23 protein-coding genes are annotated in these 21,047 nt (G+C 34.5%); all 23 read left to right on the top strand.

What is annotated here, in order from left to right; translation table 11 throughout:
- Positions 1-61: 61 nt before the first annotated feature.
- The 23 genes from RR554_RS05035 to RR554_RS04925 all read left to right on the top strand — a co-directional run bounded on the left by RR554_RS05035 (position 62) and on the right by RR554_RS04925 (position 21,040).
- The gene (locus RR554_RS05035) at positions 62-358 is read left to right on the top strand and encodes a BMC domain-containing protein (protein WP_332462493.1); all 297 of its coding nucleotides are present in this window, start codon (positions 62-64) and stop codon (positions 356-358) included.
- Between the two features lie 2 nt (positions 359-360).
- Positions 361-1,164 (top strand): propanediol utilization microcompartment protein PduB, encoded by an 804-nt coding sequence (gene pduB, locus RR554_RS05030; protein ID WP_332462492.1) that lies wholly within the window; start codon positions 361-363, stop codon positions 1,162-1,164.
- A gap of 21 nt (positions 1,165-1,185) precedes the next feature.
- Positions 1,186-2,850, top strand: coding sequence for a propanediol/glycerol family dehydratase large subunit (locus tag RR554_RS05025; protein ID WP_332462491.1), 1,665 nt, complete (start codon positions 1,186-1,188; stop codon positions 2,848-2,850).
- Between the two features lie 23 nt (positions 2,851-2,873).
- Positions 2,874-3,575, top strand: a complete 702-nt coding sequence (locus RR554_RS05020; protein WP_332462490.1) for a propanediol/glycerol family dehydratase medium subunit — start codon at positions 2,874-2,876, stop codon at positions 3,573-3,575.
- A gap of 12 nt (positions 3,576-3,587) precedes the next feature.
- Positions 3,588-4,106 (top strand): diol dehydratase small subunit, encoded by a 519-nt coding sequence (locus RR554_RS05015; protein WP_332462489.1) that lies wholly within the window; start codon positions 3,588-3,590, stop codon positions 4,104-4,106.
- Between the two features lie 13 nt (positions 4,107-4,119).
- A complete protein-coding gene (locus tag RR554_RS05010; RefSeq protein ID WP_332467540.1) occupies positions 4,120-5,961 on the top strand; it encodes a diol dehydratase reactivase subunit alpha in 1,842 nt (613 codons plus the stop codon).
- A complete protein-coding gene (locus tag RR554_RS05005; RefSeq protein WP_332462487.1) occupies positions 5,954-6,283 on the top strand; it encodes a glycerol dehydratase reactivase beta/small subunit family protein in 330 nt (109 codons plus the stop codon). Before RR554_RS05010 ends, RR554_RS05005 begins: the two co-directional genes overlap by 8 nt.
- Positions 6,284-6,295: 12 nt before the next feature.
- Positions 6,296-6,772: a BMC domain-containing protein gene (locus RR554_RS05000; protein ID WP_332462486.1), complete on the top strand. Its 477-nt coding sequence runs from the start codon at positions 6,296-6,298 to the stop codon at positions 6,770-6,772.
- A 17-nt stretch (positions 6,773-6,789) separates the two neighbouring features.
- Positions 6,790-7,068: a BMC domain-containing protein gene (locus RR554_RS04995; protein WP_332462521.1), complete on the top strand. Its 279-nt coding sequence runs from the start codon at positions 6,790-6,792 to the stop codon at positions 7,066-7,068.
- A 24-nt stretch (positions 7,069-7,092) separates the two neighbouring features.
- Positions 7,093-7,716, top strand: coding sequence for a phosphate propanoyltransferase (gene pduL / locus RR554_RS04990; RefSeq protein WP_332462485.1), 624 nt, complete (start codon positions 7,093-7,095; stop codon positions 7,714-7,716).
- Positions 7,717-7,822: 106 nt separating this feature from the next.
- The gene (gene pduM, locus RR554_RS04985) at positions 7,823-8,338 is read left to right on the top strand and encodes a PduM family microcompartment protein (protein WP_332467539.1); all 516 of its coding nucleotides are present in this window, start codon (positions 7,823-7,825) and stop codon (positions 8,336-8,338) included.
- Positions 8,320-8,592, top strand: coding sequence for a EutN/CcmL family microcompartment protein (locus tag RR554_RS04980; RefSeq protein WP_332462483.1), 273 nt, complete (start codon positions 8,320-8,322; stop codon positions 8,590-8,592). The genes pduM and RR554_RS04980 overlap by 19 nt, the downstream gene beginning before the upstream one ends.
- A 20-nt stretch (positions 8,593-8,612) precedes the next feature.
- Positions 8,613-9,200 carry a cob(I)yrinic acid a,c-diamide adenosyltransferase gene (locus RR554_RS04975; protein WP_332467538.1) on the top strand — a complete coding sequence of 196 codons (588 nt, stop codon included), beginning with the start codon at positions 8,613-8,615 and terminating at the stop codon, positions 9,198-9,200.
- The gene (locus tag RR554_RS04970; RefSeq protein WP_332462481.1) at positions 9,190-9,657 is read left to right on the top strand and encodes a GlcG/HbpS family heme-binding protein; all 468 of its coding nucleotides are present in this window, start codon (positions 9,190-9,192) and stop codon (positions 9,655-9,657) included. Before RR554_RS04975 ends, RR554_RS04970 begins: the two co-directional genes overlap by 11 nt.
- A 2-nt stretch (positions 9,658-9,659) precedes the next feature.
- Complete coding sequence (locus RR554_RS04965) at positions 9,660-11,069, top strand: aldehyde dehydrogenase family protein (protein WP_332462480.1); 1,410 nt, start codon at positions 9,660-9,662, stop codon at positions 11,067-11,069.
- 1 nt (position 11,070) lies between these two features.
- A complete protein-coding gene (locus RR554_RS04960; RefSeq protein WP_332467537.1) occupies positions 11,071-12,189 on the top strand; it encodes a 1-propanol dehydrogenase PduQ in 1,119 nt (372 codons plus the stop codon).
- A gap of 14 nt (positions 12,190-12,203) precedes the next feature.
- Positions 12,204-12,911 carry an MIP/aquaporin family protein gene (locus RR554_RS04955; RefSeq protein ID WP_332462478.1) on the top strand — a complete coding sequence of 236 codons (708 nt, stop codon included), beginning with the start codon at positions 12,204-12,206 and terminating at the stop codon, positions 12,909-12,911.
- A 27-nt stretch (positions 12,912-12,938) separates the two neighbouring features.
- Positions 12,939-14,117 carry an acetate/propionate family kinase gene (locus RR554_RS04950; RefSeq protein ID WP_332467536.1) on the top strand — a complete coding sequence of 393 codons (1,179 nt, stop codon included), beginning with the start codon at positions 12,939-12,941 and terminating at the stop codon, positions 14,115-14,117.
- 240 nt (positions 14,118-14,357) lie between these two features.
- The gene (gene secA, locus RR554_RS04945; protein ID WP_332462476.1) at positions 14,358-16,886 is read left to right on the top strand and encodes a preprotein translocase subunit SecA; all 2,529 of its coding nucleotides are present in this window, start codon (positions 14,358-14,360) and stop codon (positions 16,884-16,886) included.
- A gap of 58 nt (positions 16,887-16,944) precedes the next feature.
- A protein-coding gene (prfB, locus tag RR554_RS04940) for a peptide chain release factor 2 (protein ID WP_332462475.1) occupies positions 16,945-18,052 on the top strand; the annotation gives its coding sequence in 2 pieces (ribosomal slippage) (positions 16,945-17,016 and positions 17,018-18,052; 1,107 coding nt in all).
- Positions 18,053-18,183: 131 nt separating this feature from the next.
- Complete coding sequence (ftsE, locus tag RR554_RS04935; RefSeq protein ID WP_332462474.1) at positions 18,184-18,870, top strand: cell division ATP-binding protein FtsE; 687 nt, start codon at positions 18,184-18,186, stop codon at positions 18,868-18,870.
- Positions 18,863-19,750 (top strand): permease-like cell division protein FtsX, encoded by an 888-nt coding sequence (gene ftsX / locus RR554_RS04930; protein ID WP_332462473.1) that lies wholly within the window; start codon positions 18,863-18,865, stop codon positions 19,748-19,750. The genes ftsE and ftsX overlap by 8 nt, the downstream gene beginning before the upstream one ends.
- Before the next feature lie 435 nt (positions 19,751-20,185).
- On the top strand, positions 20,186-21,040 hold the full coding sequence (locus RR554_RS04925; RefSeq protein WP_332467535.1) for a phosphate ABC transporter substrate-binding protein PstS family protein: 855 nt from the start codon (positions 20,186-20,188) through the stop codon (positions 21,038-21,040).
- Positions 21,041-21,047: the final 7 nt, after the last annotated feature.

The following is a 21,047-nucleotide window of genomic DNA, read 5'->3' as shown; positions in this document are numbered from 1 at the left end:
GGCTTTTTTTTTTATACTCAACCTGTAGGAAAAATAAAATTATTTTTTAGGAGGATTTAATATGCAACAAGAAGCATTAGGCTTGATTGAAACAAAAGGATTAATCGCATCAATTAATGCAGCAGACGCAATGGTGAAGGCTGCCAATGTTAAACTTGTTGGCCAAGAAAAAATTGGTCAAGGCTTAATAACTACTATGATTCGTGGTGATGTTGGTGCAGTTAAAGCAGCAGTTGACGCAGGTGTCGTCGCAGCTGAATCAATCGGAGAGGTTATTTCAAACTACGTTATTCCACGTCCACATACAGATGTTGAAGCTGTTTTACCAATGATTAATGTAGAAAGTATTAGTGAATAGAGATGGCAAATGAAGAAGCTATTTTAAATAGAGTGATGGAAAAATTAATGTCAACTTCAGATTTGAAGTTAGGAGACGTTAATCTTAAGGAGGATAAAACGGTGAATAAAAAACAAAGTTCACTTACTGAGTTTGTAGGAACTGCTAATGTTGGAGATACAATCGGGTTAGTAATAGCTAATGTTGATTCTCATTTAGCTGAAGTCATGAAACTAAAGAAAAATTATCGTTCAATCGGAATTGTCGGAGCAAGATCAGGTGCTGGACCTCAAATTACTGCAGCAGATGAAGCGGTAAAAGCTACTAATACTGAAATTGTAAGCGTTGAATTACCAAGAGATACAAAAGGTGGCGGTGGTCACGGTGTGTTAATTATTTTTGGTGGTGAAGATGTATCAGATGTTAGACGTGCTGTTGAAGTGACATTAAAAGATACTGAACGTACTTTCGGTGATGTTTACAACAATGAAGCAGGACATATTGAATTACAATATTCTGCTCGTGCTAGTTATGCTCTTCAAGAAGCTTTTGGAGCTGAGTTAGGTAAAGCGTATGGCTTAATTGCTGCTGCACCTGCTGCTATTGGTGTTGTTATGGCAGATACAGCTGTGAAAGCTGCTAACGTTGAAGTTATTTCTTATGCATCACCAAACAACGGTCAAAAATACTCAAACGAAGTAACCATTCACATTAAAGGTGATTCAGGTGCAGTTAGACAAGCAGTTATTGCTGCAAGAGAAGTTGGAAAAGATTTACTACATACGCTTGGTAGTGAACCAGTAAATGACTTTCCATCATACATTTAGTTGCAAGGAGGAAAACAGTAAATGAGACGTTCAAAAAGATTTGAAGTACTTGAACAACGTGATGTCCATAAAGATGGTTTTGTAAAAGAGTGGATTGATGAAGGTTTTATCGCAATGGAGAGTCCTAATGATCCATTACCAAGTATAAAAATAGAAAATGACGTAATTACAGAGCTTGACGGGAAAAAACGTGAAGATTTTGATTTAATTGATTTTTATATTGCTGATTACGGTATTGATAAAGATAATGCAGAACGGGTATTAGGAATGGATTCAGTTAAATTAGCCACAATGATGGTTGACCCTAATGTAGCTCGTGACGAAATTATTAGCTTAACAACATCAATGACACCAGCAAAAATTGTTGATGTTGTTAGTCAGATGAACATGGTAGAGCTAATGATGGCAATGCAAAAAATGCATCCAAGAAGACGTCCGGCAACACAATCTCACGTAACAAACTTACGTGACAACCCAGTTCAAATTGCAGCCGATGCAGCAGAAGGCGCATTTAGAGGATTTGCTGAGCAAGAAACAACAGTAGCTGTCGGTAGATATGCACCATTTAATGCCATTGCTATCTTAGTTGGTTCTCAAGTGGGTCGTCCAGGTGTTTTAACCCAATGTTCCGTTGAAGAATCAGCAGAATTAGATTTAGGAATGCGTGGTTTCACGTCATATGCAGAAACTATTTCAGTTTATGGCACAGAACCAGTATTTACAGATGGTGATGATACGCCATGGTCTAAAGGTTTCTTAGCTTCTTGTTATGCTTCACGTGGCTTGAAAATGAGATTTACTTCTGGTTCTGGATCAGAAGTTATGATGGGTTACGCTGAAGGAAAATCAATGCTTTATTTAGAAGCAAGATGTATTTTTATCACAAAAGCAAGTGGTGTTCAAGGATTACAAAATGGTGCAGTTAGTTGTATTGGTATTCCAGGATCAGTTCCATCAGGTATTCGTGAAGTACTGGCTGAAAACTTAATTTGTTGTATGTTAGATCTTGAAGTGGCTTCTGGTAATGACCAAGCCTTCTCACATTCAGACATGCGTCGTACTGAAAAACTGATGGGTCAATTTTTACCAGGAACAGATATTATTTCTTGTGGTTATTCAGCGGTACCTAATTATGACAATATGTTTGCGGGGTCTAATACAGATATCGAAGACGTTGATGATTATTTAGTTTTCCAACGGGATTTAAAAGTAGATGGAGGTTTACGACCTGTAACTGAAGAAGAAACAATTAAAGTTAGAAATAAAGCAGCTAGAGCGATTCAAGCCATTTTTAATGAATTAGGTTTACCAAAAATTACAGATGAAGAAGTTGAAGCAGCAACATATGCTCATGGTTCAAAAGATATGCCAGATCGTAACTTAGTTGAAGATATGAAAGCAGCTCAAGAAGTGTTAACTAGAGGTTTAACAGGTGTCGATTTAGTAAAAGCACTTGCTCAAGGTGGTTTTAGAGATGTGGCTGATGATTTACTAAGTTTATTAAAACAACGTGTCTCAGGTGATTTCTTACAAACATCTGCAATTTTTGATGATAAATTTAATGTTATCTCAGCAGTCAATGACTGTAATGATTATCAAGGACCAGGAACTGGTTATCGATTAGAAGGCGAAGAGTGGGAAAAAGTTAAAAATATTCCTATGGCAATTGACCCACGTTCTGTCTAATTTGAATGGAGAGGATGAAAAAGATGTCTGAAACAACAATTAATGAAAAATTGTTAAGAGCCATTATCCGTGATGTTTTAAAAGAAATGCCACTTGAAGATAAACCAGTGACGTTTAAAGAAACAACTGATGGTGCAGTGAGTAAAAATAATGTTGTAGAAAATTTGAAACACTTAGATTGGTTTGAATCTCAAGGAGTAGCTAAGGCAGGCGTTTCACAAGATGAAGTAATAGTTGCTGTTGCTCCAGGTTTTGCTGAGGCAATGACTGAAAACTTACTTGGTTTAAGTCATAAAGAAATACTGAGACAAGTTGTAGCTGGAATTGAAGAAGAAGGTTTACAAGCAAGAATAGTCAAAGTATTCCGTACCGCAGATGTGTCGTTTATCGGTGCAGAAGCAGATAAATTATCAGGTTCTGGTGTTGCAATAGGGATTCAATCAAAAGGAACAACAATTATACATCAAAAAGATTTAGAACCATTGTCAAATCTTGAATTATTCCCTCAAGCACCAACAATTACGTTAGATACTTATCGTGCAATTGGTAAAAATGCAGCGAAGTATGCTAAAGGCGAATCGCCAGATCCAGTACCAACGGTTAGCGATCAAATGTCACGTGTAGCCTATCAAGCGAAATCTGCCATGATGCATATTAAAGAAACAAAATACGTTGTAATTGGAAAACCAGCAGAAGAAATTCACGTTGATTTCTCTAAAAAATAGGGAGGGAAAAAAATGACTGAAATGGATATGTTGATTAAAAAAATCAAAGAGCAAATGGAACTTACTGATCAAACAGAAACACAAAGTAGTGTTGTTACGTCAAATTCATTTGAAAAAACAATGGGTCGCAGTGATTATCCGTTATTTGAAAAACATCCTGATTTAGTTCGTGCCCCAAGTGGCAAAAAATTAGCTGACATCACATTAGATAGTGTTTTATCAAATGATGTGAGTACACAAGATTTACGTATTACAAAAGAGACATTGAAGTATCAAGGAGAAATTGCAAAAGATGCTGGTCGCGGAGCTATTCAACAAAACTTTGCTAGAGCAGCAGAACTAACAGCAATCCCTGATGAACGTTTATTAGAAATGTATGGTGCATTAAGACCATATCGTTCTTCAAAACAAGAATTACTTGAGATGGCTTCAGAACTAGAAAGCAACTATCAAGCAACAATCACTGCTAATTTTTTCAGAGAAGCAGCTAATTATTACGAAAAACGTAAAAAATTAAAAGGTGATAATTAGTTAGGAGGCAATCATGAAAAAGGTCATTGGTGTTGATATCGGAAATTCCTCTACAGAGGTGACATTGGCTAATGTCTCATCCAATGGTAGTGCTCAATTTATTGCTTCTGCGTTATCTGAAACAACAGGAATTAAGGGAACACGTCATAATTTAGTTGGTATAAAAAATGCGATTGATCTGGTGCTGAAAAAAACAAATCTAATTACTAAAGACGTGGATTTAATTCGTATCAATGAAGCAACACCTGTTATTGGAGATGTTGCAATGGAAACAATTACTGAAACAATTATAACCGAATCAACGATGATAGGTCATGACCCTAAGACCCCTGGTGGTGAGGGAATTGGTATTGGTATAACAGTATTGTTACCAGATTTGTATAGTCAAACAGATAAAAAAGAACCTTATATCGTAGTTATTCCAAAAGAAATTGATTTCGATGATGCGGCGCAATTAATTAATCTATATACAGAGTTTGGCTTTAATATAACTGCAGCAATTTTACAACGAGACGATGGCGTCTTAATTAATAATCGACTAAAACAAGTGATTCCAATTGTCGATGAAGTTGCTTTTATTGATAAAGTACCACTCAATATGCTAGCTGCCGTTGAAGTTGCAAGAAAAGGACAAGTTATTACGGAACTAGCTAATCCTTATGGTATTGCGACGGTTTTTAATTTAACTTCAGAAGAAACTAAAAACATTGTTCCTGTGTCACGTGCTTTAATTGGAAATCGTTCAGCAGTTGTCATTAAAACACCTGAAGGGGACGTTAAAGCAAGAACCATTCCAGCAGGTCATTTAATTATCAAAGGAGATAATCGATCTGAACAGGTAGGGATTTCTGATGGCGCTGAAAAAATTATGAAATCAGTCTCTGATTTTAAAGAAATTGATAATGTAACAGGAGAGCCTGGTACGAATATTGGTGGCATGTTAGAAAGAGTCCGCCAAACGATGGCTGAATTAACAAATAAAGAAATGAAAAATATCTTTATTCAAGATTTACTAGCAGTTGACACATTTGTTCCGTTAGATGTTAAGGGTGGATTAGCTGGGGAATTTTCTTTAGAACAAGCTGTAGGGATTGCTTCAATGGTGAAGTCAGATCATTTACAGATGTCTCTAATTGCCGAAGAAGTTGAAAGAGAATTAGGTATTTCAGTAGAAATTGGGGGTTCTGAGGCAGGCGCGGCTATTTTAGGTGCGTTAACTACATCTGGAACAAGTAAACCATTAGCTATTCTTGATTTAGGTGCAGGATCAACAGATGCGTCAATCATTGATAAACATGGTAAGACGACAGCAATTCATTTAGCCGGTGCTGGAGATATGGTGACAATGATTATTGATTCAGAACTTGGTATTGAGGATAAATACTTAGCAGAGTCGATTAAAAAATACCCATTGGCGAAAGTAGAAAGCTTGTTTTACATCAGACATGAAGATGGAACAGTGGAGTTCTTTGATAAAGCTTTGCCAGCAAATATTTTTGCTAAAGTGGTTGTCATTACACCAGAAGGCTTTGTCCCAATTCCAGGAGATTTAAGCATTGAAAAAATAAAAATAGTCCGTCAAACAGCTAAAGAAAGAGTATTTGTCACAAATGCTTTACGTGCGCTTTCTCATGTTAGCCCAACTGGTAATATTCGTGATATTCCATTTGTTGTTATTGTGGGTGGGTCAGCATTGGACTTTGAAATTCCGCAGTTAGTAACGGATGCCTTATCCCATTACTCATTAGTTGCAGGTAGAGGGAATATTAGAAAAACTGAAGGACCTAGAAATGCGGTTGCCACAGGTTTAATTTTAGCCTATTCAGATGAGTTAAAGGGTGAGTATCATGAGTAGTAAACCTACTATTTACGTAACAACGTTATCATCATTAATTGATATTAATTTCTTGCTTTATGGAATGGAAGAAGAAGAGATTCCAAGTCAACTTTTTTCGACAACTAAAAAAGAATTAATTGAAGCTGCTTATGAACAGGCCATAGCTTCTCCACTCTCAGTTGGAATTGCCGTTGATGAAAAACAAGCAGTGCTACATTTTAAAAATTTACCAGAAAAAGAACCACTTTTTATTGTTGATAATACACAAGAAAAATTAATGACTCTCGGTAAAAATGCAGCTCGTTTAGTAAAAGGAATGCCTTTTAAACTGGATGTTTAAGGATGTGAAAAAATGAATCAAGCTTTAGGAATGATTGAAGTGACTGGATTTGGTTGTGCAGTTAATGTATCTGATGTCATGGTTAAAACAGCCAATGTCACAATTGTTGGAATTGAACGAGCTAAGGGCTCAGGATGGTTGACTATTAAGGTATTAGGTGACGTAGGGGCAGTAGATGCTGCTGTAGAATCTGGTTGTGCAGCTGCTAAAAAAGATCAAAAATATGTTGCTTCAAAAATTATCCCAAGACTAGGAACTGGATTAGATATTTGGTTGAAAAAAGGACTAGATGCTAGTACAGAAAAAGAACAAATAACTTCTTTAGTTTCAAAAGAAGAAGACCTAGAAATAGACAATAAAAGTATAACTAACAAAGATGAAATAGAAGATTATACATGTAATTTATGTAAGGATTCGACTTGTCAAAGGACAAAAGGTGAACCACGTAAAGAATGTTTACACTATGAAGAATTAAGAGAAGAAAAATAAATATATCGGAGGAAATTATCATGAATAACGCATTAGGAATGATCGAAACAAAAGGTTTAGTAGGAGCTATTGAAGCAGCTGACGCAATGGTTAAAGCAGCTAACGTGACACTTGTTGGTACAGAAAAAATTGGTTCAGGATTAGTAACAGTTATGGTTCGTGGTGATGTTGGTGCAGTTAAAGCTGCAGTAGATGCTGGAACAAGTGCTGCAGAATCTGTTGGTGAAGTATTTGCTTCATTTGTTATACCTCGTCCTCATACAGATGTAGAAGGAATCTTACCAGAAAAAAATTAGAATAAGAAAGTCAGGATGTAAAAAATGAACGATGCAGAATTAAGAGCCTTAATTATAAAAATAATTGAAGAAGAAATGCAACAAAGTATTCCAATCGGTGTGTCGAATCATCATATTCATTTAACTCAGTCTGATTTTGAAATATTATTTCCAGGACAAGAAATGACAGTTAAAGCACCTTTAAAACAACCAGGTGAATTTGCTTCAAATCAAACAGTAACTATTGTGGGATCAAAGGGTGAGATAAAAAATGTGAGAATTTTAGGCCCATGTCGTAAACATTCTCAAGTTGAGTTATCTAAAACTGAAGCAAGACAAATTGGAGTAAATATTCCAATTCGTATGTCAGGTGATTTAGAAGGAACACCAACAGTGACAGTTAGAACTGAGTTTGGTCAAGTAGCTATTCAAGGAGCTATAGCAGCGAAGCGTCATATTCATATGAGTGATAAAGATGCTGAAAATTTTGGAGTTACAAAAGGCCAAGCAGTCAAGGTATCAATTGAAACAGAGGAAAGAAAAACAATATTTGATGATGTGATTGTTCGACCAGATCCAAAATTTGTTTTAGAAATGCATATTGATACAGATGAAGCAAATGCCGCAAATGTTGGGAAAAATGCAGTAGCTAAGTTAATAAAAGAATAAATAGTCAAGGACTTAAAGTAAAAGATGTCATTGTCGAAAATCGTTACGTTTATTAAGTGTACTTTAAGTTCTGACGTTTCTTTTTAATCAAGCGAGGAGGTAGTTAATGAATGTTGAGGATAAACTAATTTCAATCATTAAAGAGAAATTGATTGAAAGAAATAGTGTCACTAAAACAATTGATTATCAACACAATTGCCAAATTGCACTTGTACCTGAATCGACCCTTTTTTTTGAATGTTATCAAATTGAACTAAAAAAAGTATCAATTCGATTAATACAAGAACTTTATCAGATGAAAGAAAGCTCATGGGTAGATTGGATACTAACAGGACTGTCTTATCAAATTTTATTTAATATCGAACTAAATGAATCCATCCTTCCCTTTGTTCCGTGGAAAATGTTGACACAATGGCCCTTAACTTTTTTCTTGTCGCAACAACCTGTTTTTGGATTTTGTGATACCACTTTGACACGGGAAACAATTGTAAAGTTACCTGAGAATTGTTATCTAGTTAAATTGAAAAATCAAAAATTAACTGAAGAAGCTAAGGAATTAATTTTAAAAAATAAGATTGTAGTGATAGAAAGGTTAAATGAATCATGTATATGGGCAGAGTAGTTGGCTCAATAGAGTCTAGTCAAAAAGATGCTTCATTAGTTGGTAGAAAACTAATGATTGTACAACAAATTAATAGTGATAAAGAAACCATTCGTTATGAAGAAGTAGCAGCAGATACTGTTGGAGCTGGTATTGGTGAATATGTCTTATTAGTTAAAGGAGCAGGAGCAAGGAAGACAAGTAAAGAAGCAAGTCAAACCAGAGATGTTGTTGATTGTGCAATTGTTGGAATTATTGATCGCTTCAATAAGTAAAGATGGGATGTGTCAGACTCATGGCAATTTACACGAAAACAGGAGACAAAGGATCAACAAGTCTCTTTGATGGTCAACGTGTTAAAAAATATTCAAATAGAGTTGATACTTACGGAACGTTTGACGAGTGTAACACGGTTATAAGTGTCGCAGAAAAGTTTTGTCAAAAAGTAGAAAATAAAGAATTTTTAATTCATTTACAATATAAAATGTTCCAACTCGCTGGAGAAATTGCTACTATGAATCAGGAAAATTTCCAAGTGAAAAGTGAACAAATATCAGAAGATGATATTCATTCATTAGAAAGTCTAATTGATAAATATACATCTGAATTACCAAAAATAACGACGTTTATTCTACCAGGAACGAGTTTAGCAGGTGCTCATCTTCATCAAGCACGCGCTGTTTGTAGACGCGGCGAAAGAATGCTTGTTCAGTTATCAGAAGAAGAAAATAGTCACATACGCCCTGATATTTTGAAATATGTTAATCGATTGTCAGATTGTCTTTATATTATTGCACGAGATGAGGATCATTACGAAAAGCAAGAAAAAAGAGTGGATGAGATTGTCCGTCGTTACAAAGAGGAGAGTCAACATGTTGAATAATTTAGATAAACTCGTTGAAAAGGCGCTAATTACCGTTCAGTCAGAAGCGTTGTTTAGTAAAGAAAATTTACAACAAGCTATTGATGTTGCTGAAAAAAAAGCGCAAGAAATTAATGTCCCTGTCACTATTTGTATTAGTGATATTTCTGGTAATCCCCGTATGCTTTATCGTATGGAGGATGCTAAATTAGTTAGTTTAACACTAGCACCTAAAAAAGCGTCATCAGCTCTTTTGATGCAAGCACCAACCAAGGATTTAAATAAAGAAACACAGCCTGATGGTGAATTGTATCAAATTGAAACAATGATGGCAGGAGAACTTGTTACTTTTGCTGGCGGTATTCCAATTTTTTTCCATGAAAAAATTATTGGAGCAATTGGTGTCAGTGGAGGAAAAGTAACAGAGGATCAATTAATCTGTGAAACAGCAATAACTGCATTTTTAAAAGGAGAGTAAACATGTCAAGTTTAGAAGAACAAATCAGAAAAATATTAGCAGAAGAATTAGGAAATACGGAAACAACAACTTCAGGAATAACAAGTAATACTAAAGGTGTTTATAGTAACGTTAACGATGCAGTTGAAGCAGCTAAAAAAGCTCAACAAATTTATGTTGATTGTTCTATTGAAACAAGAAATAAAGTAATAGATAGCTTAAAAGAAGGTTTTACACCTTTATTAGATCACATTGCAACTGAAATCGTTACTGAAACAGGTATGGGAACAAAAGAAGCTAAAATTAAAAAATTAGAAAATGCTTTGTATAATACACCGGGAACAGAAGACTTAACGTCAGAAGTACAAACTGGAGACGGTGGTTTAATTATGTATGAATACGCACCGTTTGGCGTAATTGGCGCTGTCACTCCAAGTACTAATCCTGTTGAAACGGTTATCGCTAACGCAATTATGATGTTAGCAGGTGGTAACACTGTTTACTTTAGTGTCCATCCAGGAGCAAAAAATATTTCTCGTTGGGCAGTTGAAAAATGTAACGAATTTATTGAAGCTGCTGTAGGTATGAAAGATTTAGTTGTCACAATTGAAAAACCTTCTATCGAAGCAGCACAAGAAATGATGGCTCATCCTGATATTGCAGCACTTGTTGTTACTGGAGGACCTGGAGTTGTTCATCAAGCAATGATTAGTGGTAAAAAAGCAATTGGAGCAGGAGCTGGTAATCCGCCTGCAATGGTTGATGCAACTGCTAATGTGGCTCTTGCAGCACGTAATATTGTGGATTCAGCAGCATTTGATAACAATATTCTTTGTACAGCTGAAAAAGAAGTAGTTGCTGAAAGCTCAATTAAAGACGAATTAGTTCGTTTAATGCAACAAGAAGGAGCTTTTTTAGTTACTAATCCTAGAGATATTGAAACATTAACAACAATGACTCTTAATGAAAATGGTACACCTAGCCGTAAATTTATTGGTAAAGATGCTACGTTTATTTTAGATAGTGCCAATATTAGTTATTCTGGACAACCTAGTTTAATTATTTTGGAAGTAGAAAAAAACCATCCTTTAGTTGTTAAAGAAATGTTAATGCCGATTGTTCCTGTGGTATGTGCTCATAATTTTGACGATATGTTAGCTATTGCTTTAGAAGTAGAAGGTAATAATCATCATACAGCTTCCATTCATTCAGGAAATTTAGTTAATATTAATAAAGCAGCTCATAGAATGAATACTTCTATTTTTGTAGTAAATGGCCCAACTTATTCAGGAACAGGTGTTGGCTTTACAGGTGCGTCAGCTTTAACTATTTCGACACCAACTGGAGAAGGAACAACTACAGCTAAGACGTTTACTCGTCGTCGTCGTTTGAATTCACCAGAAGGTTTTTCAATGAGAGTTTGGAGGGATTAGGATGAATCGTTTTATCATACCAACAAAAATCTATTCAGGAGTAGATAGTTTAGAGGTTTTAACAAATATCAACAATCAACAAATTATGATGGTATGTGATTCATTTTTACCTGGTACAGATAGTTTGAAACAAATCGAACAACATGTACCATCTAATAATACAGTAACTATATTTTCTGATGTTCTCCCTGATCCACCGTTAGATAATATTATGTCAGGGGTTGAAATCTTTCAACAAGTAAAACCAACGGTAATGATTGCGATTGGTGGAGGATCTGCAATTGATACTGCAAAAGCAATTCGTTACTTTGGTGAAAAAATTAATCAAGAAAATATTCATTGTTTCATCGCTATTCCAACAACGAGTGGAACTGGTTCAGAAGTGACTAATACGGCAGTTGTTTCAGATACTAAAAAGGGTGTAAAATTTCCAATAATTAAAGATCATTTAACACCAGATATTGCTCTTTTAGATCCAAGCTTAGTTGTTAGTGCTCCTAAAAGCGTCACAGCATTTTCTGGTTTAGATGTTTTAACGCATGCTTTAGAAGCGTTAGTTGCTAAAGATGCTGATTTGTTTACAGATGCTCTAGCTGAAAAAGCGATAGATATCGTATCTAATGAACTGGTTGCAGCATACGAAGATGGTAATAATTTAGAGAAGAGACAACACATTCATGAAGCTTCGTGTGAGGCGGGATTAGCATTCAACATGGCAGGACTAGGTATTTGTCATTCACTAGCCCATCAATTAGGTGCTAAATTTCATGTTCCGCATGGTTTAGCTAATGCGATGCTATTACCTTACATTATCGAATTTAATGGACAAGACAAAGTTGTTGCTAAAAAATATGCAGAAGCCATTAAAAAAGCAGCAATTGGATCAGCAAGTTTAAGTGATTCTATGCAAATTAAAAGAATGCAAAAGCATATCTTCAAAATGATGAATGTTATGAATTGCCCTAAAACGTTAACTGAGTTTGGTATTTCAGAAAAAGATGTGTTAGAAAATATGGATTGGGTTGTGAGTCACGCTAAAGAAGATGGCACATTTCCAGGAAATCCTATTGTACCAACAGATCAAGAATTAAAAGCGATTGTAATGAAAATTATTAAATAATAAGGAGTTTATCAATGCAAGAATATGTTGCGGAATTTATGGGTACGTTGGTACTAATCGTCTTAGGAGTTGGCCTTGGAGCCAGTGTTAATTTAAAAAATGCGTATGCTAAAGGCTCTAATTGGTTATATATCTGTTTGGGTTGGGGATTAGCGGTAGCGTTTGGTGTTTATGTTGCAGGATTTATCGGCTCGGAAGCACACTTGAATCCAGCCATTACAGTTGCTTTTGCAACATTTGGTATGTTTGCAAAAGAAAAAGTAATAGGGTATGTGATTGCTCAATTTTTAGGCGCTTTTGTTGCTGCTGGGATAATTGCTATTCATTTCTACCCTCACTTTAAAGAAAGTAAAAATGAAGAAGAAGGAAACAAAGTAGGTATTTTTGGCTCAGGTGCTGCAATTGATAATAAGTTATTTAATCTTATTAGTGAAACAATCGCAACTTTTTTCTTTGTTTTTATCTTACTAAATCTGGGTGAATTTACAGAAGGATTGAAGCCTCTTATTGTAGGCTTAACTATTACATCGGTAGGGTTAGCACTAGGATCAACAACAGGTTATGCATTAAACCCGGCTCGTGATTTTGGTCCAAGATTAGCCTATAAAGTATTGCCTATTCCTAACAAAGGTGAAGCAAATATGGGATATGCGTGGGTTCCAATTGTGGGTCCAACGCTAGGTGCGTTATTAGCAAGTTTACTTTTTACATTGATTAAATAAAATAAGGGGAGAAAGGAAGAAATATCTATGACAAAAATAATGGCAATTAATTCAGGCAGCTCCTCTTTAAAATTTAAATTATTTGAGATGCCAAATGAAGAAATTTTAGTTGAAGGTGGCGTTGAGAGAATCGGTTCTAGTAGTGCAATTTTTTCTTATAAATTTGAAGGAAAAAAAGTAGCTAAAGAATTAGAAATTTCAGATCATGAAGCAGCAGTTAATTATTTACTTTCAGTTTTGATTGATGAAAAGATGATAACATCATATGAAGAAATTGAAGGTGTTGGACACCGCATTTCTCATGGTGGGACTTATTATGAAGATGCCACGTTAATTGATGAGGTTGTAGAAGAAAGAATCGGAGAATTAGGTGTCTTGTCACCTTTACACAATCCAGTAAATTTAATTGGTATTCGATCATTTAAAAAAGTATTACCGAATACGAAACAAGTGGCAATTTTTGATACGTCATTTCATTATTCGATTCCTAAAAAGAATTATATGTATGCTTTGCCTTACGAATATTATGAAAAATATGGTATACGTCGTTATGGTTTTCATGGTCCAAGTCATCAATATGTGGCAGAAGAATCAGCTAAACTAAATCCAAATGGCAAAAAAACAATTACATGCCATATTGGTAGTGGTGCAAGTGTTTCTGCCGTTTTAGATGGTCAATCTATTAATTCTTCGATGGGATTCACTCCCTTAGCTGGTTTAGTAATGGGAACAAGAACAGGTGATTTAGATCCACAGATTATTCCATTTATTCAAGAAAAGGAAGGTCTATCACCTCAAGAAGTTAAGGAATTGATGAATACTAAATCTGGTTTATTAGGTATATCAGGAGTGTCTAATGATTATCGTGATGTAGAAAAAGCAGCAGATGAAGGAAATGAAAGAGCCCAATTAGCATTAGATGTATTTGCTCATCAAGTAGTTCACTATATAGGAGCATATGCAGCAGATTTAAATGGTCTTGATACTTTAGTTTTTACAGCAGGTATCGGGGAGCGTTCATCTCGAGTAAGAACAAGCATAATTAATTACTTGACTTATCTAGGCGTTTCTATTGATGAAGAAAAAAATAGTAAAAATGAATTATCAATTGAAGCAGATGATAGTAAAGTAAAAGTATTGGTGATTCCAACAGATGAAGAAATTATTATTGCAAGAGATGTTATGAGAATTGCAAAACTAGGATAAAATAAGTGATTAATATAAGAAAGTATTCAATTTTGGTATTGAATACTTTTTTTATTTAGTAGATAATAAAATAATTAGGAAAGATTTAGGTCTTTTATTGAAAAATAGGCTCATAAATCGTTCTTTTTTTTAATAAAGAGTTTTAATTTTGTATAACTAATGCTAAAATGTTTAAGATGAACTCATTTTATTTTTAATAAATAATGTCAAATGAATATGAACGAGAGGTAGATTTAATTCATGGCTAACTTTTTGAAACAATTAATAGAAAATGATAAAAAAGATTTAAGACGTTTGGGTCACTTAGCGGATAAAGTAGAGGCGTTCAAGGAACAAATTGAAAAATTAAGTGATGAAGAATTACAAGCAAAAACAGAAGAGTTTAAAGCTCGCTATCAAAAAGGTGAAACTTTAGATGATTTAATGGCAGAATCTTTTGCTGTTGTAAGAGAAGCTGCAAAACGTGTCTTAGGCTTGTTCCCTTACAAAGTTCAAATTATGGGTGGTATTGTCTTACATGAAGGTAGCATTCCAGAGATGAAAACAGGTGAAGGTAAAACCTTAACAGCAACAATGCCTGTTTATTTAAACGCGCTTTCAGGTGAAGGTGTTCACGTTGTTACGGTAAATGAGTACTTAGCAACGCGTGATGCTAGCGAAATGGGCGAGTTATACAATTTCTTAGGATTAACAGTTGGTTTAAATATTAACTCTAAATCTTCTGAAGAAAAACGTTTAGCATATGCCTGTGATATCACTTATTCTACAAATAATGAACTTGGATTTGACTATTTAAGAGACAACATGGTTGTATACCGTGAACAAATGGTACAACGTCCGTTAAATTTTGCTGTAGTAGATGAGGTTGACTCAATTTTAGTTGATGAGGCTAGAACACCACTTATTATTTCTGGACAAGCAGAAAAATCAACAGCAATGTATAACAGAACTGATAACTTCATCAAAACATTAGTAAATGAAGAAGATTATAAAATTGATGTTCAATCAAAAACAATTGCTTTAACAGAACAAGGTATTTCTAAAGCAGAAAAACACTTTGATGTACCAAATCTTTATGATATTGAAAATACATCTCTTACTCACTATTTAGATCAATCATTAAGAGCTAATTTTATTATGCTTTTAGATATTGATTATGTAGTACAAGAAGGTAAAGTAATGATCGTAGACCAATTTACTGGTCGTATTATGGATGGACGTCGATACTCTGATGGACTTCACCAAGCTATTGAAGCTAAAGAAGGCGTTGAAATTGAAGATGAAACCAAAACAATGGCGAACATCACATTCCAGAACTTCTTCCGTATGTATAAAAAATTATCAGGTATGACTGGTACTGCTAAAACAGAAGAAGAAGAGTTCAGAGAAATTTATAACATGCAAGTTATTCAAATTCCAACGAATAAACCAATTGTTCGTGATGATAAGGCTGATTTATTATATCCAACATTGACTAGTAAATTTAAGGCAGTGGTTGCAGATATCAAAGAGCGTCATGAAAATGGACAGCCCGTTTTAGTAGGGACAGTAGCTGTTGAAACGTCAGAACTTTTGTCTGATTTGTTGACAAAAGAAAAAATCCCACATGAAATTTTAAATGCGAAAAATCACTTTAAAGAAGCAGAAATTATTATGAATGCTGGACAAAAAGGTTCAGTAACAATTGCAACAAACATGGCAGGTCGTGGTACAGATATTCGTTTAGGCTTAGGAGTTATTGAAGCAGGTGGATTAGCTGTAATCGGTACAGAACGCCATGAATCACGTCGTATTGACAATCAGTTACGTGGACGTGCAGGTCGTCAAGGTGACCCAGGTGTGACTCAATTCTATCTTTCTTTAGAAGATGATTTGATGAAACGTTTTGGTTCTGAAAGAATTAAAACATTCTTAGACCGTATGAACTTAGAAGAAGAAGATGCTGTTATTCAAAGTAAAATGTTTACTAAACAAGTAGAATCAGCACAAAAACGTGTGGAAGGTAATAACTACGATACACGTAAAAACGTATTACAATATGATGATGTTATGAGAGAACAACGTGAAGTTATCTATCGTCAACGTAACCAAGTTATTACTTCAGATGAAGATTTGAAACCTGTTTTATTAGGTATGGTTGAAAGAACTATTGGTCGTTATGTTGATAGCCATACACAAGGTGAAAAAACTGATTGGAATTTACAAGGTTTAGTTGATTTTGTTGGTTTAACAATAACTCATGAAGATGCTATTTCATTAGCTGATTTTGAAGGTAAGACACCAGATGAAATGAAGAAATTTATTTTTGAAAAAGCGACTACTTTATATCAAGAAAAAGCTGAGATTTTAGATAGTTCAGAACAATTGCTAGAATTCCAAAAAGTTGTTATTCTTAGAGTGGTTGATACGAAATGGACAGATCATATTGATGCAATGGATCAATTAAGAGAATCAATTGGTTTACGTGCATATGGTCAAAATAACCCATTAGTTGATTATCAAACTGAAGGATATCAAATGTTCTTAGATATGGTAGGAGCAATTGAGTATGAAGCAACTAGATTATTTATGAAAGCCGAAATTCGCCAAAATGTTCAAAGAGAACAAGTGGCTCAGGGTGAAGCAATAAAACCAACTGAAGAACAAGGAACTGTGTCTTCTGACGGCAAAAAAATACCTGTCAAAGTAGAAGATAAAGTTGGTCGTAATGATCCATGTCCTTGTGGTAGTGGTAAAAAATATAAAAACTGTCATGGTAAACCAGTTTAGAGCGAACGCGACTTAGATATTCTGAGTCGCTTTGCTTATTTTTTGGGAGGTATCGTTTATGGAATTAAGTGAACTAAAAAACGAGCTAGATGAGTTGACTAATAAAATCGAAAATTTTAGGGGGTCACTTTGACTTAGAGGATTTGGAAGAGCAAATAGCTGAGTACGAATCTAGAATGTCAAATCCTAGTTTTTGGGATGACTCGAGTAAAGCGCAAGTAGTTATTGACAAGTCAAATCAATTAAAGGCTCAATTTGAGATATTTAATAATTTGGCAAATGAATTAGAAGAACTTATCTTGATGTATGAAATGGTTTCAGAAGAAGAAGATATTGAAATGAAAAATGAACTTGAAGTTAATTTTCAGTCATTTAAAAAGAAAGTGGAAGAGTTTGAATTGTCACAGTTACTAAGTGACGAGTATGATCAAAACAACGCTATCTTAGAACTTCATCCTGGAGCAGGTGGTACAGAATCACAAGATTGGGGAAATATGTTGCTGCGTATGTATACTCGCTGGGCTGATTCAAAGGGGTATCAAGTTGAAACATTAGATTATCAATCAGGCGATGAAGCTGGTATTAAAAGTGTGACATTGCTTATTAAAGGATTCAATGCCTTTGGGTATCTGAAATCAGAAAGAGGGGTTCATCGTTTAGTTCGAATTTCACCTTTTGATTCTAACAGTCGTAGACACACGTCTTTTTGTTCTGTGGATGTTATGCCGGAGTTAACGGATGATGTTTCAGTAGAAATAAAATCAGATGACTTAAAAATAGATACGTATAAAGCAAGCGGTGCGGGTGGACAACATATTAATAAAACAGAGTCTGCCGTTCGAATTACACATTTACCAACAGGGGTCGTTGTATCGAGTCAAGCGCAGCGCTCTCAAATAAAAAATAGAGAACAAGCTATGGGAATGTTAAAAGCTAAACTGTATCAAATTGAAGAAGAAAAAAAAGAGCAAGAAGCAGCAGTGATTCGCGGCGAGCAAAAAGAGATTGGTTGGGGTTCACAGATTAGATCTTACGTATTCCATCCTTATTCTATGATTAAAGACCATCGAACTAATTTTGAAGTTGGAAATACTCAAAGTGTAATGGATGGTGATATTGATGGATTTATCGATGCTTACTTACGTTGGAAAATGTCAAATGTATAACAATTTTTGAGATAGTTTAGGATTTGCAATAAAATTGTAATGTATTGAAATTAACATCTTTTGAAAGTCGTGTTATACTGTCTCTTAGATATGAAAAGCAATCACTTAAAAATAAGCTAGGGAGAATGCTAATGATTGAAATGAAAAAAGTAACAAAAAAATATTCAAATGGAACAACGGCTGTTAGAAACTTGTCGGTTAATATTAACCAAGGTGAGTTTGTTTATGTGGTTGGGCCAAGTGGTGCTGGAAAGTCAACGTTCATTAAGTTAATGTACCGTGAAGAAAAAGCAACTAAAGGAACGTTAAATGTTTGTGGCTATGATTTATTAAATATAAAAAATAGAAATATTCCTTACTTGCGTCGTGAAATAGGAATTGTTTTCCAGGATTATAAATTGTTAACGCAAAAAACAGTTTATGAAAATGTTGCGTATGCAATGCAAGTAATTGGAAAAAAACCTAGAGAAGTAAAAAAACGTGTTATGGAAGTTTTAGATTTAGTTGGCTTGAAACATAAAGTACGTGTTTTTCCGACAGAACTTTCTGGTGGGGAGCAACAGCGTGTGGCAATTGCTCGTGCGATTGTTAATACACCAAAAGTATTAATTGCAGATGAACCGACAGGGAATTTAGATCCTGAAAATTCATGGGAAATCATGGATTTATTAGAACGTATCAATAATCAAGGGACGACCGTCGTTATGGCAACACATAATAGTATGATTGTGAATGAAATCCGTCACCGCGTCTTAGCAATTGAAAATGGTAGAATCACAAGAGATCAAGACGAGGGGGATTACGGATACGATGATTAGAAATTTTTTCAGACATGTAGGTAGTTCATTAAAGAATTTAAAACGTAATGGATGGATGACATTAGCTTCAGCCAGTGCGGTTACAGTAACGTTAACACTAGTAGGTATCTTTTTGGGAGTTATCTTAAACGTAACTAAAATTGCTGAGGATATTAATAGTAACGTCGATGTCTCTGTTTTTGTTGAGATTGGTACATCTAAAAAAGATACTACTAAATTAGGAGAAGAATTAAAGAAAATTCCTAATGTAGAAAAAGTTGTTTTTTCTAGTAAACAAAATGAGTACAAAAAATTAACAGATAAATTAGGGGATACATGGAAATTATTTGATGGAGATGATAATCCTTTATATGATGTCTATATTTTAACAGCGAAGGATTCAGAAACAATTAAAGGAATTCAAAAAGCTGCTTCTAAAGCACCGAATGTCCACAAGGCTGATTATGGTGGACAAAATTCTGATAAAATTTTCAGTATTTCGAAAAATGTTAAATTATGGGGAACGGTTGCAGCAGGATTTTTAATTGCTGTTGCGATTTTCTTGATTTCAAATACTATCAGAATAACAATTATTTCGAGAAAACGAGAAATTCAAATTATGAGACTTGTTGGAGCTAAAAACGGCTTTATTCGCTGGCCATTCTTCTTAGAAGGTGCCTTTATAGGTGTACTAGGGTCTGTTGTACCAATTCTATTAATCTCATTTGGTTATTCTCAAGTATATTATCTTTTCACAACGAGTATGATGGCTTCTGCTGCTTATGAATTAGTAACACCTGCTACATTGGTTCTTCAACTAAATATTTTATTAGTTGTTATTGGTGTTGTTATCGGATCAGTAGGATCTGTTCTATCAATGAGAAGATTCTTAAAAATTTGATGAATCAAAGACTGACCTTAGGGTTGGTCTTTTTTTATTTTTAAGACAAAGAAAAAAGATGACCGAAGTCATCTTTTTTCTTATAAGGGATGATATTCGTCACTAATATAATGGGGAATATTTTACTAGTGACTAGAAACCGTTTATTATTTGTTGAATAACGTAGTATTCTTAGCGTACAAGTTGGGGGACTTGATTGCTGATAACAAATAAAAAAAACTGCGTTTCGTACACATTATAACATAAATGTGTTGTAATACTAGGCGAAATTTTAAATAATTTTAAATTTATTTAGATATTATTCATTTTTGGTTTTTATTGTAAAAACAATGTAAAAAGACTTGCAATTTTCTGCTTCAAATTATATGTTTAGTTTGGACTATTTTCAGTTTAATATTTATTGTTAATTAAAGGTAAGATTTAGGAGGATAACGTGTGAGAAAAGTTTATAAAGGTGCTTGTCTATTTGCATTAACATTTGCACTTGTAGGATGTGGCAAAGTAGATAACGGGGAATCAATTAATGCAGTTGGTTCATCAGCCATGCAACCCTTAGTTGAAGCAGCCAGTGAGCAATACAGTAGCACAAATCTAGGTAAATTTATCAATGTTCAAGGTGGCGGAAGTGGTACTGGCCTTAGTCAGGTACAATCAGGTGCTGTTGAAATAGGAAACTCTGATTTATTTGCCGAAGAAAAAGATGGAATTGAAGATGATAAGTTAGTTGATCATCAAGTGGCGGTTGTAGGATTAACACCAATTGTTAACAAAGAAGTAGGAATTAAAGATATTTCAAAAGAAAATTTAAAGAAAATTTTTACCGGGGAAATTAAAAACTGGAAAGAAGTCGGTGGTAAGGATCAAGAAGTTGTTTTATTAAATAGAGCAGCTGGAAGTGGTAGTCGTCATACATTTGAACAATGGGTGTTAGACGGTGCTGAATCCAAAAATGCTCAGGAACAAGAATCAACAGGAATGGTTAGACAAATTGTTAGTACAACACCAGGTGCGATAAGTTACGTTGCTTTTTCATATGTAACAGATGAAGTGGCGACGTTATCAATTGATCATGTGAAACCAACTGAAGAAAATGTTAAGACAAACAAGTGGTTTGTATGGTCTTATGAACATATGTACACAAAAGGTGAACCAAAAGGATTAACGAAAGAATTTTTAGATTTTATGGTCTCTGAAGATGTGCAAAAAGAAATAGTATCTCAATTGGGATATATTCCAGTTTCTGAGATGACTATTACTCGTGATGTAGAGGGAAATGTAAAGCCTAGATAGGTTGGCT

Source organism: Vagococcus sp. (genome assembly GCF_036639995.1).
Classification (GTDB): domain Bacteria; phylum Bacillota; class Bacilli; order Lactobacillales; family Vagococcaceae; genus Vagococcus.
This window is presented reverse-complemented; position numbering and strand designations above follow the sequence as displayed.

Coding starts and splice junctions, on each gene's coding strand:
- secA (WP_332462476.1), top strand. CDS start 14,358: ATGGCTAACTTTTTGAAACAATTAATAGAAAATGATAAAAAAGATTTA.
- RR554_RS05000 (WP_332462486.1), top strand. CDS start 6,296: ATGAATCAAGCTTTAGGAATGATTGAAGTGACTGGATTTGGTTGTGCA.
- RR554_RS05020 (WP_332462490.1), top strand. CDS start 2,874: ATGTCTGAAACAACAATTAATGAAAAATTGTTAAGAGCCATTATCCGT.
- RR554_RS04960 (WP_332467537.1), top strand. CDS start 11,071: ATGAATCGTTTTATCATACCAACAAAAATCTATTCAGGAGTAGATAGT.
- RR554_RS04970 (WP_332462481.1), top strand. CDS start 9,190: ATGTTGAATAATTTAGATAAACTCGTTGAAAAGGCGCTAATTACCGTT.
- RR554_RS05035 (WP_332462493.1), top strand. CDS start 62: ATGCAACAAGAAGCATTAGGCTTGATTGAAACAAAAGGATTAATCGCA.
- RR554_RS04955 (WP_332462478.1), top strand. CDS start 12,204: ATGCAAGAATATGTTGCGGAATTTATGGGTACGTTGGTACTAATCGTC.
- ftsE (WP_332462474.1), top strand. CDS start 18,184: ATGATTGAAATGAAAAAAGTAACAAAAAAATATTCAAATGGAACAACG.
- pduL (WP_332462485.1), top strand. CDS start 7,093: ATGAACGATGCAGAATTAAGAGCCTTAATTATAAAAATAATTGAAGAA.
- pduM (WP_332467539.1), top strand. CDS start 7,823: ATGAATGTTGAGGATAAACTAATTTCAATCATTAAAGAGAAATTGATT.
- RR554_RS05025 (WP_332462491.1), top strand. CDS start 1,186: ATGAGACGTTCAAAAAGATTTGAAGTACTTGAACAACGTGATGTCCAT.
- ftsX (WP_332462473.1), top strand. CDS start 18,863: ATGATTAGAAATTTTTTCAGACATGTAGGTAGTTCATTAAAGAATTTA.
- RR554_RS04950 (WP_332467536.1), top strand. CDS start 12,939: ATGACAAAAATAATGGCAATTAATTCAGGCAGCTCCTCTTTAAAATTT.
- RR554_RS04980 (WP_332462483.1), top strand. CDS start 8,320: ATGTATATGGGCAGAGTAGTTGGCTCAATAGAGTCTAGTCAAAAAGAT.
- RR554_RS04975 (WP_332467538.1), top strand. CDS start 8,613: ATGGCAATTTACACGAAAACAGGAGACAAAGGATCAACAAGTCTCTTT.
- RR554_RS05015 (WP_332462489.1), top strand. CDS start 3,588: ATGACTGAAATGGATATGTTGATTAAAAAAATCAAAGAGCAAATGGAA.
- RR554_RS05010 (WP_332467540.1), top strand. CDS start 4,120: ATGAAAAAGGTCATTGGTGTTGATATCGGAAATTCCTCTACAGAGGTG.
- RR554_RS05005 (WP_332462487.1), top strand. CDS start 5,954: ATGAGTAGTAAACCTACTATTTACGTAACAACGTTATCATCATTAATT.
- pduB (WP_332462492.1), top strand. CDS start 361: ATGGCAAATGAAGAAGCTATTTTAAATAGAGTGATGGAAAAATTAATG.
- RR554_RS04965 (WP_332462480.1), top strand. CDS start 9,660: ATGTCAAGTTTAGAAGAACAAATCAGAAAAATATTAGCAGAAGAATTA.